Raw genomic sequence first — 13,301 nt, 5'->3', positions numbered from 1 at the left:
GATCCCTGTCATGGTGACCACTGTCAAAGTTGCCGCCGCTCAGATCCGTCCAGTGCTGTTCAGCCTCGACGGATCTCTGCAGAACGTGCTCAAGGCCATGGCCGATGCGGCGGCCGAGGGTGTGGAGCTGATCGTCTTTCCGGAGACATTTCTTCCCTACTACCCCTATTTCTCCTTCGTCGAACCACCGGTTCGCATGGGTCGCCCCCACCTGGCTCTTTACGACCAGGCGGTCGTCGTGCCGGGTCCTGTCACCGATGCAGTCGCGGCCGCTGCCCGTCAGCACGGCATGCAGGTGCTTCTCGGAGTGAACGAACGCGATGGAGGCACGCTCTACAACACGCAGCTGCTGTTCAACAGCTGCGGCGAGATCGTTCTCAAGCGACGCAAGATCACACCCACGTATCACGAACGGATGGTCTGGGGGCAGGGCGACGGTGCCGGGTTGAAGGTGGTGCCCACCCCCCTCGGCCGCATCGGTGCGCTGGCCTGCTGGGAGCACTACAACCCCCTGGCCCGTTACGCCCTGATGGCTCAGGGCGAGGAGATTCACTGCGCCCAGTTCCCCGGTTCACTCGTCGGTCCGATCTTCACCGAACAGACCGCGGTGACCATGCGACACCACGCCCTGGAGGCCGGCTGCTTCGTGATCTGCTCCACCGGGTGGCTGGACCCCGAGGATTTCGCGTCGATCACGCCGGATACGTCGCTGCACAAGGCCTTTCAGGGGGGCTGTCATACCGCGGTGATCAGTCCGGAGGGGCGTTACCTGGCCGGACCACTGCCCGATGGCGAGGGCCTGGCCATCGCAGAACTGGATCTGGCTCTGATCACCAAGCGCAAACGGATGATGGACAGCGTCGGCCACTACAGCCGGCCGGAACTGCTCTCGCTGCGCATCAACCGCACTCCGGCCCTGACCATGGACGACATGCCGGTCGAGCCGACCGCTTTCAGCGAGGAGCTCGACCATGTCTGATCTGGGTCGCCTCGTCACGGAACTGCAGGTGAAGGGTCTGCGGGCAGAGCCGTTGAACGGCAATCAGGGGCGTCGGGGTGGAGCCGGCCCCTCGGATCACCGCGCTCTCGAGATCGGTGGCCGCACGGTGATGGTGCCTGTGTACAACAACGCCTCCGAGGCGTCGCCGTATCATCTCGACGCTTCCCCGGACGGTGTCGCCCTCAGCGGTCCGGGCGATGCCTCCCTGGCCCAGGTCGCCGCCACCGATGAACCGGCGTTCTACGGGCTCAGCACCGCGGATGGCATCCCCTACCGCTCGATCGCCCTGCTGCACAGCCGGGATGTGCTCGCCACAACGCTGCTGCAGACCTGCATCCGCTTCCGCGATCGCTCGCAGTCCTGCCAGTTCTGCGCGATTGAGCAGTCGTTGGAGGACGACGCGACGCTGGTCCGCAAGACCCCCGAGCAGGTGGCCGAAGTGGCCGAGGCGGCGGTGCGTCTCGATGGCGTCAGCCAGCTGGTGATGACCACCGGCACGCCCAACGCCGATGACCGTGGTGCCCGGCTGATGGCGGAGACGGCGGCCGCGGTGAAGCGCCGGGTCGATCTGCCCATTCAGGGTCAGTGCGAGCCCCCCGATGATCCGATCTGGTATCGGCGGATGAAGCAGGCCGGCATCGACAGCCTCGGCATGCATCTGGAGGTTGTGGAGGCGGACGTGCGTCGCCGCATCCTGCCCGGCAAGTCCGAGATCAGCCTGGAGCGTTACTACGAGGCGTTCGCCGATGCCGTCGCCGTCTTCGGTCGCGGTCAGGTGTCCACATATCTTCTGGCGGGCCTTGGAGACAGTCGGGACGCCTTGATCGACTGCAGTCGCCGCTTGATCGAGCTGGGTGTCTATCCCTTCGTCGTTCCCTTCGTGCCCATCTCCGGAACGCCCCTGGAGCATCACCCCGCTCCGGACACCGGCTTCATGGTGGATGTCTACCAGGCCGTCGCCGACCTGCTGCGGAAGGGGGATCTGCGTTCGGAGCAGATGGCCGCTGGATGTGCGAAGTGCGGTGCCTGTTCGGCTCTGTCGTTGTTCGAGCAGGCGGGCTGATCATCATGTTGTGTCTTGATCCCAGCAGTGGAGGCATCGGCAGGAGCGTGAGCTCGGCCCCGCGACTGTTCACGCCGTCGGTGCGTGCCGGAATCGGCGTTGATGCCGACGATTTCCAGTTGTCTCCGACGGCCTGCTCGGATCGGTTCTCGTTCCATCTGCTGCGTGCTGACTCCAACCTGATCCGCGGTTACTGGCGCTTGCGGCGCAGCATCTTCTGCCGTGAGCAGAACGTGTTCGAACGCTCCGATCGCGATGAACTCGATGCTGTGGCCTGGCCGATCGCGGCCCTGCAGCACGGTCCTCCCTCCCCGGATGCGGATGACGATGTTGATGTGGTGGGTGTGGTCCGGATCGTCGAGACCGAACCGCGCCTCTGGTACGGCGGCCGGCTTGGTGTGCACAGTTCCTTCCGCCGCCACAATCAGATCGGCAAGGGCCTGATCTGGAAAGCGGTCACCACGGCGAACGGCTGGGGATGCGACCGGTTTCTGGCCACGGTGCAGCTGCAGAACGTGCGCTTCTTCAAGCGATTGCACTGGACGTCGATCGAGGAGCTGGAGATCCGTGGCATCCGCCATCACCTGATGCAGGCGGACCTCAGCTACTACGTTCCGGCCAAACAGCAGCGACCGTCCCTGCAGCTGGCCGCATGAGCCTGGTGTCGCTGGCGGAAGAGCTGCGTCGTCAGAGCGGTCTGCTCGCCAAGCGGGACATCCGCCCGGCGGCTTCGGTGTTCAACCACGTGCCGTTTCCCCATCTCGGCAAGCCGGGCCGGTTGGGCGACGATGCCGCCCTGTTGCCGGCTCAGAGCGGGCAGCTGTTGATGGCCTGCGAGGGCATGCATCCCGCTCTGGTGGTCGAGGATCCCTGGTTTGCGGGCTGGAGCGGCGTGCTGGTGAACCTCAGCGACATCGCTGCGATGGGAGGGCGACCGCTGGCTGTGGTGAACAGCGTCTGGACCGCGGGGCCCGATTCGCTGCAGCGTCTGCTGGAGGGGATGAGCAGCGCCTGTGACCGCTTCGCGGTGCCGATGGTCGGTGGCCATTCCAATCAGCAGAGCCCCTACGAAGCGCTGTCGGTCGCGGTGCTCGGTGTGGCGGAGGGGCCTGTGCTGTCGGCCCGGTCGGCGTCAGCCGGGGATGAACTCTGGCTGCTGGTGAACCGGAGCGGTCGCTTCTATCGGCACTACCCCTTCTGGGATGCCGCCACGGCGGCGAGCCCCGGTCTGCTCCGCTCTCATCTCAGCCTGCTTCCGGCGCTCGCGGCCGATGGCATCGTTCATGCCGCCAAGGACATCAGCATGGGCGGACTCTGCGGCACGGCGGTGATGTTCGCGGAATCCTGCGGTTCTCCCATCACCCTGGAGCTCGATGCGATCGAGCGACCTGATCAGGTGGATGAACAGGCCTGGCTCCGCTGCTTCCCCAGTTTCGGATATCTGCTGGCGGTGCGTCCGTCGATGACCGGCAGGTTGCAACGGATGCTGCAGGGGGATCCGCACCTGATCTGCTGCCGGATCGGATCCTTCGGCAGCGGCCCCTGTCGGGTTGCGTTGCAGCGTGAAGGTGATCAGGAACTTCTGTGGGATGGCAGCGAAGGGCTGACTGGCTTCGGCTGTGACTGATGAGACAGCAGCGGCGGATTTGCGTGATGCAGGATCCTTTCGGTCAGGCCTGATGAATGCCCGAAGTCCGTTTTGAGCTGGAATGGCCTGATGGTCAATCCAGCACGTTGTATTCACCTTCCACGGTGATCCTGCAGTACCTGAAAGCCGGTGATTCCTTCCGGGTTTCTGAATTCGAATCGCTGGGCGTCAAGGCCCTGCGGGCCGCATCCGAGCGGGTTCGAGCCCGTTATGGATTCGCCTGTACACGAACGGATGAGGAGGAATCTCAGCTGCTTCAGTGGGTTGCCCGCTACAGCCCTGATGCCAGCGTGCGTGTGATCAGCCAGCTGCCCTGACTTTTTTTAATCCCATGACTGGAAAACCACCGTTTCCACCGTTCACGCTGGAAACCGCTCAGCAGAAAGCCAGGATGGCGGAAAATGCCTGGAACACCAAAGATCCAGAGAAGGTTTCGCTGGCCTACACCGAAGACAGTTTCTGGCGCAATCGCAGCGAATTCATCCACGGCCGGGATCAGATCCTTGCTTTTCTGAAGCGCAAATGGTCTCAGGAACTTGATTACAAGTTGATCAAGGAGGTGTGGGCCTATGCCGGCAACAGAATCGCTGTTCGATTCCAATACGAATGGCATGACGATTCCGGACATTTCTTCCGGTCCCATGGCAACGAAAACTGGGAGTTTTCGGAGACCGGTCTGATGCGGCGCCGTGAGGCAAGCATCAACGATGTGTCGATCAAACCGGAGGATCGCCGATTCACCTGGGGTGATGGACCCCGGCCGGATGACTTCCCCGGTCTGACCGAACTGGGCCTCTGAGTGTGAATTTTCAGCGTCACCCGCTGCCCCAGGCGATTGATTCCATCGCTCACCTGCGGCTGTTCGTTGAACATCACGTTTTCGCGGTGTGGGATTTCATGCTGCTGCTCAAGGCTCTGCAGCAGCATCTCGCTCCATCCGGTGCGCCCTGGGCTCCGCCGCCGCACCCCAGGATTGCCGGGCTGATCAACAGCCTCGTGGCCGAGGAGGAGTGCGATTGCCTGCCGGATCATCTCGGCGGCCCGTTGCATCTCAGCCACTTCGCCATCTACCGGCGGGCGATGGAGGAAATCGACGCCGACACCAGCGTGATTGATGCCGTTCTCGTTCAGGCGATGGCCGGAGATCTGCACGGTTCCGTGTGTCACCCCTCGATTCCGGATGCGGCACGCCGATTCCTGCGCACCACCCAGGACCTGATCCGTGCGGGCGAGGTGGATGCCCTCGCTGCGGCCTTCACCTACGGCCGGGAGCTGATCGTGCCTGATCTGTTCCGTTCGCTGCTGGCGCGTCTGCGTCTGATCAATCTCCCCTGCCCAACTCTGTGCTGGTACCTCGAGCGCCACATCGAGCTGGATGGAGACATCCATGGCCCCCTGGCCGAGCAGATGGTTGAGGCACTCATCGGTTGCGATCCCATGGCACGCGATCGGGTGGAGCGGGTGCGATCACGGGTGATCGGCGATCGGCACTGTTTCTGGGACGCTGTGCAGGCTCAGCTGGCGAATCCCGTCGCCGTCTGATCTGATTCAGGCCCGGCCACCGCGGGGCGTCTGGCGGAGCAGCCTTTCCCAGTGGCGTTGCCAGCTCTGTTCATCACCGATGCCGGCGAGCAGCTCCACCTCACCGGGGGAGTGCTGCAGGCGGAGTTTCCACGCACTGATGTCGTCGGCCTGATTGATCCAGAGCCGCAGCACATCCTGATGAATTCTGTCTGCATCCCATTGGTGCTGGAGTGCCACCTCCTGTGACCAGATCACCAGATCATCCAGATTGAGTGGTCGGAAGCCCATCAGATTGAGCCCGGTGAGCTGCTCAAGCTCAAACCGGCGCAGAACATCTCCCAGCCCGAAGAAGTGAAGCAGGATCATGCATCTTGTCACTCGTTCCGTTCGAACGTACGGGTTTTTTCTCTGGGAAAAGGTTCGTGTTGATGATCTTTACTCACTCTTGATTGCGCCCTCTCGTCATCACTTCCAACTGGCACTCTCATCCTCAGAGTGCTAACTGTTCGCTGCTTGTTCCGGTCAGGGGATGGCCAGGGCGGTTCCCTCGCGGCGCGGGTCGGCAGCCCCCTGCCAGCGGCCGTCGATCCACTGCAGCAGGGCGGTGCCGCTGCCGAGGCGTTGCCGTCGCATCGGTTGATCGTTCAGCACCAGTTGATCGGTGGCGACCGGCCAGGGCAGGGGCGGATCCTTCTCCACCGCCAACCCCGAGCTGCGCATCGAGAGATGCGGCAGTCCCACGGCCCGCGCCGGTGGCTCCTGCCACACCAGTGAGGCCAGCAGCACCCGGCTGAGCACGTGGGGGATGCTGCGTCCTCCCGGGCTGCCGACCGACAGCACCGGTTTGCCGTGGCGGAACACGATCATCGGGGCCATCGACGACACCGGGCGGCGCCCGGGCCGGCGGCGGTTCGCCACCGGGCGGCCGTTGATCGCGGGTTGAAAGGAGAAGTCGGTGAGCTGGTTGTTCAGCACCATCCCCGCCACCAGATGGCGGCTGCCGAACACGGTCTCCACCGAGCTGGTGTAGGAGGCGAGGTTGCCCCGGGCATCCACGATCGCCAGATGGGTGGTGCCCTGTTCGCGGCCCTGATCCGGCAGCGCGAAGGGATAACGCGCCATGCCCGGCGGCAGTCCCGGGGCCGGACGCTGGGCTGGGGAGGCCTGCATCGCTGCGCTGCGGGCCTGGATGTAACGCGGATTCAGCAGCGCCCCGGTGGGGATGGCGCCATCGATCGGATCGTGCACCCAGTAGAGGCGATCGGCATCGGCCCAGGCCTGGGCTCGCGCCAGCTGCCGCCAGGTGTGGGGATCGGATGCATCGGTCAGCTCCTTGCCCCGCTCCAGCAGCGCCAGGGTCTGCAGCACCGCCAGCCCACCACTGCTGGGTGGCGGCATGGTGCACAGCCGGTGGTTCCACTGCTGCCTGCAGAGGGGTTGGCGGCGTACCACCGCATAGGAGCTGAGGTCGGCAGCAGTCCAGCCGCGGAAGCCGGGCTGCAGGGTCTGCAGGGCAGCCATCCCCGCCAGGATCCGCTCCGCCAGAGCCCCGTCGTAAAACGAGGGGCCACCGTCGTTGGCCAGCAGCTCCAGGCTGCGCGCCAGGGCCGGGTTGCGGAACAGCTGGTCGGCGGGAGGGGGCTGGCCGCCGGGCAGGTAGAGCGCCTGGAAGGCGGGGCTGTGGTCCACGCCGATGCGTTGGGCGATGCCGAGCGAGCGGCGCAGGCGCGGGCTGGGGCGGAAGCCATCGCGGGCCAGGCGGATGGCCGGTTTCAGCGTGGTGGCCCAGGGCAGGCGGCCGTGCTGCTGATGGGCCTCCCAGAGCAGAGCCACGGTGCCGGGCACACCGATGGCCTCAAGGCGGCTGGTGGCTTGCCGCCAGGGCAGCGGTTCGCCGGAGGGCTGCAGCAGATCGCCCGGTCGGCTGCGCTGCGGGGCGATCTCGCGGCCATCGAGCACTTCCAGCTGCTGCTGCCGGGCATCCCAGTGCAGCAGAAAACCACCGCCCGCCAGGCCGGAGCTCTGGGGTTCCACCACCGCCAGCACCGCCTGGGCGGTGACCAGGGCATCCACCGCGGAACCGCCGGCATTGAGAACTGCCAGGGCGGCCCGGCTGGCGCGGGGATTGGCGGTGACCACCACGGCCGAGCCGACGGCGGTGGAGATGGCGGCACCACCGGGATCGGATGATTCCGGATCGTCGCGGCTCACCGGTGCTGCGCCAACGGCGGTGCTGCTGATGCAGAGGCTGAGGATCAGCAGCAGGGCGCGGAGCATCAAGGTGGTGCTGGATCAACCCTGCCTAGCTTGTGCGCCTCGACCGGCGGCAGGGCTGAATGATGGCGGTGCAACACCGATCAACGGCCGGCCCTTCGCAGGTGGTGGTGATCGGAGCCGGCTGGGGTGGCTGGGGTGCGGCCAAGGCCCTCTGCCAGGCCGGTGTGCGGGTCACGCTCGTGGATGGGCTGGCGGATCCCACCGGCAGCACGCCGCTGACCACCGCCAGCGGCAAACCGTTTGAAGCCGGCACCCGCGGCTTCTGGCGGGATTACCCCAACATCAATGCGCTCACCGATGAACTCGGACTGAGCAACGTGTTCACCGACTTCACCAGCAGTGCCTTCTGGTCGCCCCAGGGGCTGGAGGCCACAGCACCGGTGTTCGGTGATGGGCTGCAGCTGCCCAGTCCGCTGGGGCAGGCGTTCGCCACGATCAGCAACTTCAAGCGACTGCCGGTTGCCGATCGGCTCAGCATCGCCGGGCTGCTGGTGGCGATGCTCGATCTGAACCGCAGCCCTGCGGTGTACGCGCGCTACGACGCTCTCGATGCGCTCAGCCTGTTCCGGCAGCTGCAGATCAGCGAGCGGATGATCGATGAGTTCCTGCGGCCGATCCTGCTGGTGGGCCTGTTCAAGCCCCCGGAGGAGCTGTCGGCGGCGGTGACGATGGAGCTCCTCTACTACTACGCGCTGGCCCATCAGGATTCCTTTGATGTGCGCTGGATCAGGAGCCGGAGCATCGGCGAGCAACTGCTCGCGCCGTTGAGCCAGCGGCTGGGCCGCGAGCATCAGCTGCAGGTGCTGGGGGGCACCCTGGCGGCTCGTTTGAACGTCTCCCCAGAGAACGGGGCGATCGAATCGGTGCAGACGCGATCGCTGGCCACGGGCGAGACGGGGTTGATCGACGACGTGGATGCCGTGGTGCTGGCGGTGGGGGCCCGAGGGCTGGGATCGCTGATGGCGGCATCACCGCAGTGCGCCGCTCTGGCACCGGAACTGCTGCGGGCCGGCGAGCTCGGCGCGATCGATGTGGTGTCGGTGCGGCTGTGGCTGGATCGCACGGTTGCCGTTGCCGATCCCGCCAATGTGTTCTCGCGGTTCGAGGCTCTGCGCGGTGCCGGGGGCACCTTCTTCATGCTGGATCAGCTGCAGGGCGAAACGCTGCAGGAGCTCTGGGGCAATCAACCGGTGCAGGGGTCGGTGATCGCCAGCGACTTCTACAACGCCAGCGCCATTGCGGAGTTGAGCGATCAGGCAATCGTCGACTGCCTGATGCAGGAACTGCTGCCCCTGGCGCAGCCGGCCTTCCGGGAGGCGCAGGTGGTGGATCAGGAGGTGCGGCGTTATCCGGGATCGGTGTCGTTGTTCTCGCCGGGCAGCTTTCAGCAACGCCCGCCGCTGGAGACCTCCATGGCGACGGTGGTGTGTGCCGGCGACTGGGTGCGCATGGGGGAGCGGGAGCACGGCGCCAAGGGCCTCTGCCAGGAACGGGCCTATGTGTGCGGCCTGGAGGCGGCCAATTCGCTGCTGCGGCGCGGGGTTGTGCGCGGAACGGGCTCCGGCGAACACCGGGTGATTCCGATCCGCCCGGATGAACCGCAGGTGGTGCTCGGCCGGGCCCTCAACAAGCTGGTGATGGATCCTCTCGAGGCGGTGGGTCTGCGCTGGCCCTGGCTGGCGGGGTCCGGATGAGCCGGCGAGTACCGGTTGTCGGTTTCAGGCGTTTTTGCTGAGTGCCATTCATGCATCTCTCGCTAGCGTCGATTCAGTGAAGGGTTGTGAGTGATGCAGATATTGGAGATGGTCACGCTTGTTCTGGTGGACCTCGCGCTGATGGTTTATCTGGTTGAAAAGGGATCGGGTTTTGTGCGGGAGCGCCGCAAGATCACGCGTCTTGTGAATCGTCATCCCGAGATGAGAGGTGTCCATCCGGAACAAGACGATCTGTTCGTGTTTGAAAGCGACGATTGCCTGAAGGATTTTGTTCTGCAGAACAATGAGCCTGGAATGGATGAACCGTTCTACGTTCCAGACGACGAGCTGGATCAAGACTGAGTTAGCGTTCGCCCCCACAAGTGCCACGGCAGTAACCCCAGCCGATGAATCGCCAACGTTTCAGAGGCTTGTACCTTCAGAACACGGGCCATCCGCTGTGCTTTTCGTTCGTCACGTATACGCCGCAGACCAGAGACCAGATGGTGTCCTGCGGTGATCTGAGCGCGGACGATGAGTATTTCAGCCCGGTGGTGTTTGATTTTCTGCTGTTCGTTTCCGAGGGCATTCTTGGTTGCCCGCCTGATGCGTCTTTCCCGTTTGGTTATGACGATTTGGCCATTGCCGCGTCACGAATCCGGGGAACCGGCGTGCAGCATGAGTATCTGATCGCTGTGAATCAGGTTGCGTGGAACGACGACAAGCAATCCGTTCTTGATCGGCTGAGAGAGATCCTGTCGAGAGCGTCGTGGGATGGGGCTCGCCTGAGCCGGCGTGATGATCCTCAATGACATCGTGGATTCACCCCTGCGTGATCCCCTTGGCCAGCCCAGCTGATCCTGATGTGAACCTCAAGCGGGCCCTGGAGCAGCTGGGCCAGAACGAAGCGGCGGTGGCCGAGGCGATCAACGAAGCCCGGGCTGAACAGTCCCGCACGCGAGCCGCCGGTCTCCGGCCCGGAGTTGCTCGCGCGCATCGATGAACTGGCAGACCAGCGCTCACTCGACAGCCAGGACGCCGCATTGCTCTGCCATTGGCCCGATGCCGCCTCGATCGGCCAGGCCTGGTTCGCGCTCAAGCACCCCGGCCAGAGCGTGCCCAGCCCGATGCTGGTGCTCGATGCCTATCTGGTGGGGGCGCCGCCGTTTCTGAGCAAGGCCCAGCGTGATCAGGTGAGCGACTGGTACCGCAGCAAGGTGTCGGCCAATGCCGAGTACACCGCTGCGGTGACCGGTGCGGCCAAGGCCTTTGTGCTGATCGGTGATCTCAACGCCAGTGCCGCCGGCATGGCCTGGCAGACGATCATTCCCGATCTGCTCGCGCAGGGCCACGATCTGGGGTTCAACGTCACCAAGGAACAGGTGACGGCGGCGGCAGCCCGTTGGATCGTGGCGGTGGCCGACACGTTCACGCCGCCATCGCTGGACTGAGGATGCCGAGTCGATGCTTCACGACGTGCCTGCGCTGGCCCAGGGGTTGATCAGCGGCAGGCCAAGGGCGTCGAAGTCAGCGGTGTTGCGTGTGGCCAGCTGTCCGTCATGGGCGAGAGCCGTGGCGGCGATCACAGCGTCGGCGGTGCTGATCGGGCGTGCCATGCGCTCGCGATGGCTCACCAGGGCTGCATACCAGTGCGCTGCTGCGCTGTTGAACGGAAGCACTGGGAGCTGGAGTACCTCAGCAACGAGGCTGCTCCAGCTCCGCTGGAGTTGCTGCTTGCGCTGGGAGTCGGGCAGGCGGGCGATGCCGTGCAGGATTTCGGCCTCATTCATGGCTGTGATGGCGACGGCTTCGGCACTGAGTTGATCGGCCCACGCCATCACGGAGGCTGCCGGCTCTGGCTTCATCAGTTCCGAGAGCACATTGGTGTCGAGAATGATCACGGCTCAAGGCTCGGCGCTGATGGGCTGTCGTTTCGTGAGGGCAGATCCAGCTCGAGGCTCCCAAGGCTTGCGAAGTGGTTGTGGATGCGTGATCCCAACCCCTCTGTGGTTGCCGCTGGTTTCGCGGGTTCAACCACCTGGCGAAGAATCTGGCGGACCTCTTCCTCCATCGAGTGCCCGTGCTCGGCGGCGCGGCGCCGGAGTCGATCGCGCACGGCGTCGTCGAGGTTGCGGATCGTCAGGGTGGCCATGGGGCGAAGATTGCCTGCAGTGCTGTCATTGCTGTCAACGCTAGCGATGGCCATGGGGTTTGATCGGTTGCTCCCTGCCATGCCTTCATGCCCTGGCTGTCTCACTCCATCAGGTTTGCCGGCACCCAGATGGCAGCGGTGGCATCACCAAGCCCGGCGGTGCGGCCTTCGAGGTGCTCGATGCCGATCCAGGCGCAGATCAGGGCATCAAGCATGTCTTCCACTGGCTTGAGCGACGAGAGCGTCGTCACCTCGGAGGGCTGGGGCAGGCTGAGAGGAATGGCGCTGATGCGCTGGCTGAGGGCCTGGTGGATGGCGGTGAACTCAGCCAGCAGACGTCTGATCCGTTCGGCCATCGATGGTTGCTCCGTTTTCCAGTACTGCGCCGATCGGCTCACTTTGTAGGGCACGCGGTAGTTGCGGTTGAGCAGCGCCAGCAGGGCCACATGGGGGTAGCACTCAATCAAAGCCGGCTCTTGGCGAGCCGTAGTTGTGGTGTGCAGGGCAACGCCGAGTTCGGCGAAGCGTTCGCGCAGGTGATCGGCGATGGTGCCAGGGCGTTCGGCTGATGGGCTGTGCACGGCGCAACCCTTCGGCCCGAAGCGGCTGGCGATGGCGGTGTCGGCGGCCCTGCGGCTGGTGATCGGTGTGGTGGCCAGGGGCATGTCGACCGACACGCAGTCCACCGGTTGCCCCGCCAGTTGGTGGCAGGCCTTCAGTAGTGCGGCGGGGTCGGGCTCACTGCCCTGCGCTTTGCGGCTCCGACCCCAGGGTTGGCCGGCGGAGAGGGCGAGAAAGGCGTTGTAGCTGGGGGCCAGGGACAGGCATCGCCAACCCTCAGCAGCCCGTTGCACCAGGGCCACACCGCTGGGATTGTGGGCCGTCCAGGCAGCGTCAATGCCCAGGACGCAGTGGCCGTTGTCTGGATCAGGTTGGTTGGCCATCCAGGGCCCAGGGATTGATGAGTGGTGAGTCGATAGCCTCTGCTCCAACACTTTGCAGCGTCCCGAGGTGGCCAGGCGCCATCACGCCTTCCTCCATGTGAAGGAATGCATGAAGTACCTATTGATTTTCGAGAGCAGAGGAGTAGAGATAAATCAGCGATACGGAGAGAGATGGTCACGATCTGTTCAGGTTTTTTTGATCTATGCATCCCACTCAATGCATTGGACAAGGCTCAGCCCAGTCAGGCTGACGAACCCAGGCAAGCAATGAAGTCTCAGCACGATCTGTACTGGGAGGAGCGTTGCGACAAATCACCGACTGCACCTGGATGCAAGATCTACGACGACTGAGCGCAGGACTGATTTCCGCGTTGAGACGATCGGGGTAATGCAACGGATTGCCTTCACGCCATACAACAACTTCAGGCTGATCTGACTGGGATTGTTATTGGGATTTTGTCAAGAATCTGTTTCTTGCCTGGCTTGCAATCGTACTGGAAGCCAGGAAGATCGCCTTTGCCAGGGTAAAGCAAGATGGTGCAAGGTTTTTGCTGATAACCGCATTCATTGACGTCATGACGCGTTAAGTATTCAAGCGTAAAATCCCATGAAAAACAAAATTGTCGTACTCGACACGAATGTGCTTCTCCATGACCCTGAGGCTCCACAGCGCTTTGGAGATCTGAGGGTTGTGATCCCCATGCAGGTGGTGGAAGAAATTGATCGCTTTAAAAAGATCACTCTGAAAAAGGCAGGAATGCCCGGCGGATTTCAAGGCTCCTGGATTCCTATCGCGCTCGCGGAAGCCTCGCTGATGGCGTTCCAATCCAGGGATCTGATCAGGGAATGCTGCAAGTGATTTTCTGCCAGACCCAAGCCCTCAATGAATTACCGGCAGAGTTGCAGGGTGGTGGGGGTGACAACAACATTCTCGCGGTGGCCCTGGAGCAGATGCGATGCAGCGGGCTGAAAGAGGCGCCTGAGGTCGTCTTGATCAGC

At 63.8% G+C, this 13,301-nt stretch carries 17 protein-coding genes and 1 pseudogene; 13 read left to right on the top strand and 5 right to left on the bottom strand.

All coding sequences use genetic code 11. The annotated features are described in order from the left end of the window. Positions 1 to 10 precede the first annotated feature (10 nt). The 7 genes from ACJ0G7_RS00430 to ACJ0G7_RS00400 are packed head-to-tail and all read left to right on the top strand — an operon-like array spanning position 11 to position 5,253. Positions 11 to 979, top strand: a complete 969-nt coding sequence (locus ACJ0G7_RS00430; RefSeq protein WP_186485353.1) for a Nit6803 family nitrilase — start codon at positions 11 to 13, stop codon at positions 977 to 979. Continuing rightward, entirely contained in the window at positions 972 to 2,063 is a 1,092-nt protein-coding gene (locus tag ACJ0G7_RS00425; RefSeq protein WP_407394703.1) for an MSMEG_0568 family radical SAM protein, read from the top strand. The genes ACJ0G7_RS00430 and ACJ0G7_RS00425 overlap by 8 nt, the downstream gene beginning before the upstream one ends. A 5-nt stretch (positions 2,064 to 2,068) precedes the next feature. After that, the gene (locus tag ACJ0G7_RS00420) at positions 2,069 to 2,719 is read left to right on the top strand and encodes an MSMEG_0567/Sll0786 family nitrogen starvation N-acetyltransferase (RefSeq protein ID WP_084187908.1); all 651 of its coding nucleotides are present in this window, start codon (positions 2,069 to 2,071) and stop codon (positions 2,717 to 2,719) included. After that, positions 2,716 to 3,690 (top strand): sll0787 family AIR synthase-like protein, encoded by a 975-nt coding sequence (locus tag ACJ0G7_RS00415; RefSeq protein WP_407394701.1) that lies wholly within the window; start codon positions 2,716 to 2,718, stop codon positions 3,688 to 3,690. Before ACJ0G7_RS00420 ends, ACJ0G7_RS00415 begins: the two co-directional genes overlap by 4 nt. A 56-nt stretch (positions 3,691 to 3,746) precedes the next feature. After that, positions 3,747 to 4,028 carry an MSMEG_0570 family nitrogen starvation response protein gene (locus tag ACJ0G7_RS00410; RefSeq protein ID WP_043690753.1) on the top strand — a complete coding sequence of 94 codons (282 nt, stop codon included), beginning with the start codon at positions 3,747 to 3,749 and terminating at the stop codon, positions 4,026 to 4,028. 14 nt (positions 4,029 to 4,042) lie between these two features. Further along, on the top strand, positions 4,043 to 4,510 hold the full coding sequence (locus ACJ0G7_RS00405) for a nuclear transport factor 2 family protein (protein WP_043690754.1): 468 nt from the start codon (positions 4,043 to 4,045) through the stop codon (positions 4,508 to 4,510). A 2-nt stretch (positions 4,511 to 4,512) separates the two neighbouring features. Continuing rightward, entirely contained in the window at positions 4,513 to 5,253 is a 741-nt protein-coding gene (locus tag ACJ0G7_RS00400; RefSeq protein ID WP_407394699.1) for a DUF3050 domain-containing protein, read from the top strand. Between the two features lie 6 nt (positions 5,254 to 5,259). Here the strand turns inward: ACJ0G7_RS00400 and ACJ0G7_RS00395 are convergent, their stop codons facing one another. Both ACJ0G7_RS00395 and ACJ0G7_RS00390 read right to left on the bottom strand, forming a co-directional pair. Beyond that, the gene (locus tag ACJ0G7_RS00395) at positions 5,260 to 5,601 is read right to left on the bottom strand and encodes a hypothetical protein (protein WP_407394698.1); all 342 of its coding nucleotides are present in this window, start codon (positions 5,599 to 5,601) and stop codon (positions 5,260 to 5,262) included. A gap of 156 nt (positions 5,602 to 5,757) precedes the next feature. Beyond that, positions 5,758 to 7,512: a gamma-glutamyltransferase family protein gene (locus tag ACJ0G7_RS00390; RefSeq protein ID WP_407394696.1), complete on the bottom strand. Its 1,755-nt coding sequence runs from the start codon at positions 7,510 to 7,512 to the stop codon at positions 5,758 to 5,760. Between the two features lie 62 nt (positions 7,513 to 7,574). On the opposite strand from ACJ0G7_RS00390, the gene ACJ0G7_RS00385 reads away from it, so the two are divergent. From ACJ0G7_RS00385 to ACJ0G7_RS00365, 5 genes are all read left to right on the top strand, one after another. Then, the gene (locus ACJ0G7_RS00385; protein ID WP_407394695.1) at positions 7,575 to 9,206 is read left to right on the top strand and encodes an FAD-dependent oxidoreductase; all 1,632 of its coding nucleotides are present in this window, start codon (positions 7,575 to 7,577) and stop codon (positions 9,204 to 9,206) included. Positions 9,207 to 9,332: 126 nt separating this feature from the next. Further along, the gene (locus tag ACJ0G7_RS00380) at positions 9,333 to 9,569 is read left to right on the top strand and encodes a hypothetical protein (RefSeq protein ID WP_253912780.1); all 237 of its coding nucleotides are present in this window, start codon (positions 9,333 to 9,335) and stop codon (positions 9,567 to 9,569) included. Between the two features lie 44 nt (positions 9,570 to 9,613). Next, positions 9,614 to 10,018, top strand: coding sequence for a hypothetical protein (locus tag ACJ0G7_RS00375; protein ID WP_407394692.1), 405 nt, complete (start codon positions 9,614 to 9,616; stop codon positions 10,016 to 10,018). A 29-nt stretch (positions 10,019 to 10,047) separates the two neighbouring features. Next, entirely contained in the window at positions 10,048 to 10,209 is a 162-nt protein-coding gene (locus ACJ0G7_RS00370) for a hypothetical protein (RefSeq protein ID WP_407394690.1), read from the top strand. Beyond that, positions 10,190 to 10,657 (top strand): hypothetical protein, encoded by a 468-nt coding sequence (locus ACJ0G7_RS00365; protein ID WP_407394688.1) that lies wholly within the window; start codon positions 10,190 to 10,192, stop codon positions 10,655 to 10,657. Before ACJ0G7_RS00370 ends, ACJ0G7_RS00365 begins: the two co-directional genes overlap by 20 nt. 18 nt (positions 10,658 to 10,675) lie before the next feature. Here the strand turns inward: ACJ0G7_RS00365 and ACJ0G7_RS00360 are convergent, their stop codons facing one another. From ACJ0G7_RS00360 to ACJ0G7_RS00350, 3 genes are read right to left on the bottom strand one after another with little or no spacing between them, the layout of a single operon-like run. Then, complete coding sequence (locus ACJ0G7_RS00360) at positions 10,676 to 11,107, bottom strand: type II toxin-antitoxin system VapC family toxin (protein WP_407394686.1); 432 nt, start codon at positions 11,105 to 11,107, stop codon at positions 10,676 to 10,678. Beyond that, positions 11,104 to 11,412: a FitA-like ribbon-helix-helix domain-containing protein gene (locus tag ACJ0G7_RS00355; protein ID WP_407394685.1), complete on the bottom strand. Its 309-nt coding sequence runs from the start codon at positions 11,410 to 11,412 to the stop codon at positions 11,104 to 11,106. The genes ACJ0G7_RS00360 and ACJ0G7_RS00355 overlap by 4 nt, the downstream gene beginning before the upstream one ends. A gap of 47 nt (positions 11,413 to 11,459) precedes the next feature. Beyond that, complete coding sequence (locus ACJ0G7_RS00350; RefSeq protein WP_407394683.1) at positions 11,460 to 12,302, bottom strand: DUF429 domain-containing protein; 843 nt, start codon at positions 12,300 to 12,302, stop codon at positions 11,460 to 11,462. Between the two features lie 607 nt (positions 12,303 to 12,909). Between ACJ0G7_RS00350 and ACJ0G7_RS00345 the strand changes: the two are divergent. Continuing rightward, positions 12,910 to 13,301: pseudogene (locus ACJ0G7_RS00345) on the top strand (PIN domain-containing protein); the annotation flags it as partial.

It is taken from the genome of Parasynechococcus sp. (genome assembly GCF_045559935.1).
In the GTDB taxonomy this organism is placed as follows: Bacteria; Cyanobacteriota; Cyanobacteriia; order PCC-6307; family Cyanobiaceae; genus Parasynechococcus.
This window is presented reverse-complemented; position numbering and strand designations above follow the sequence as displayed.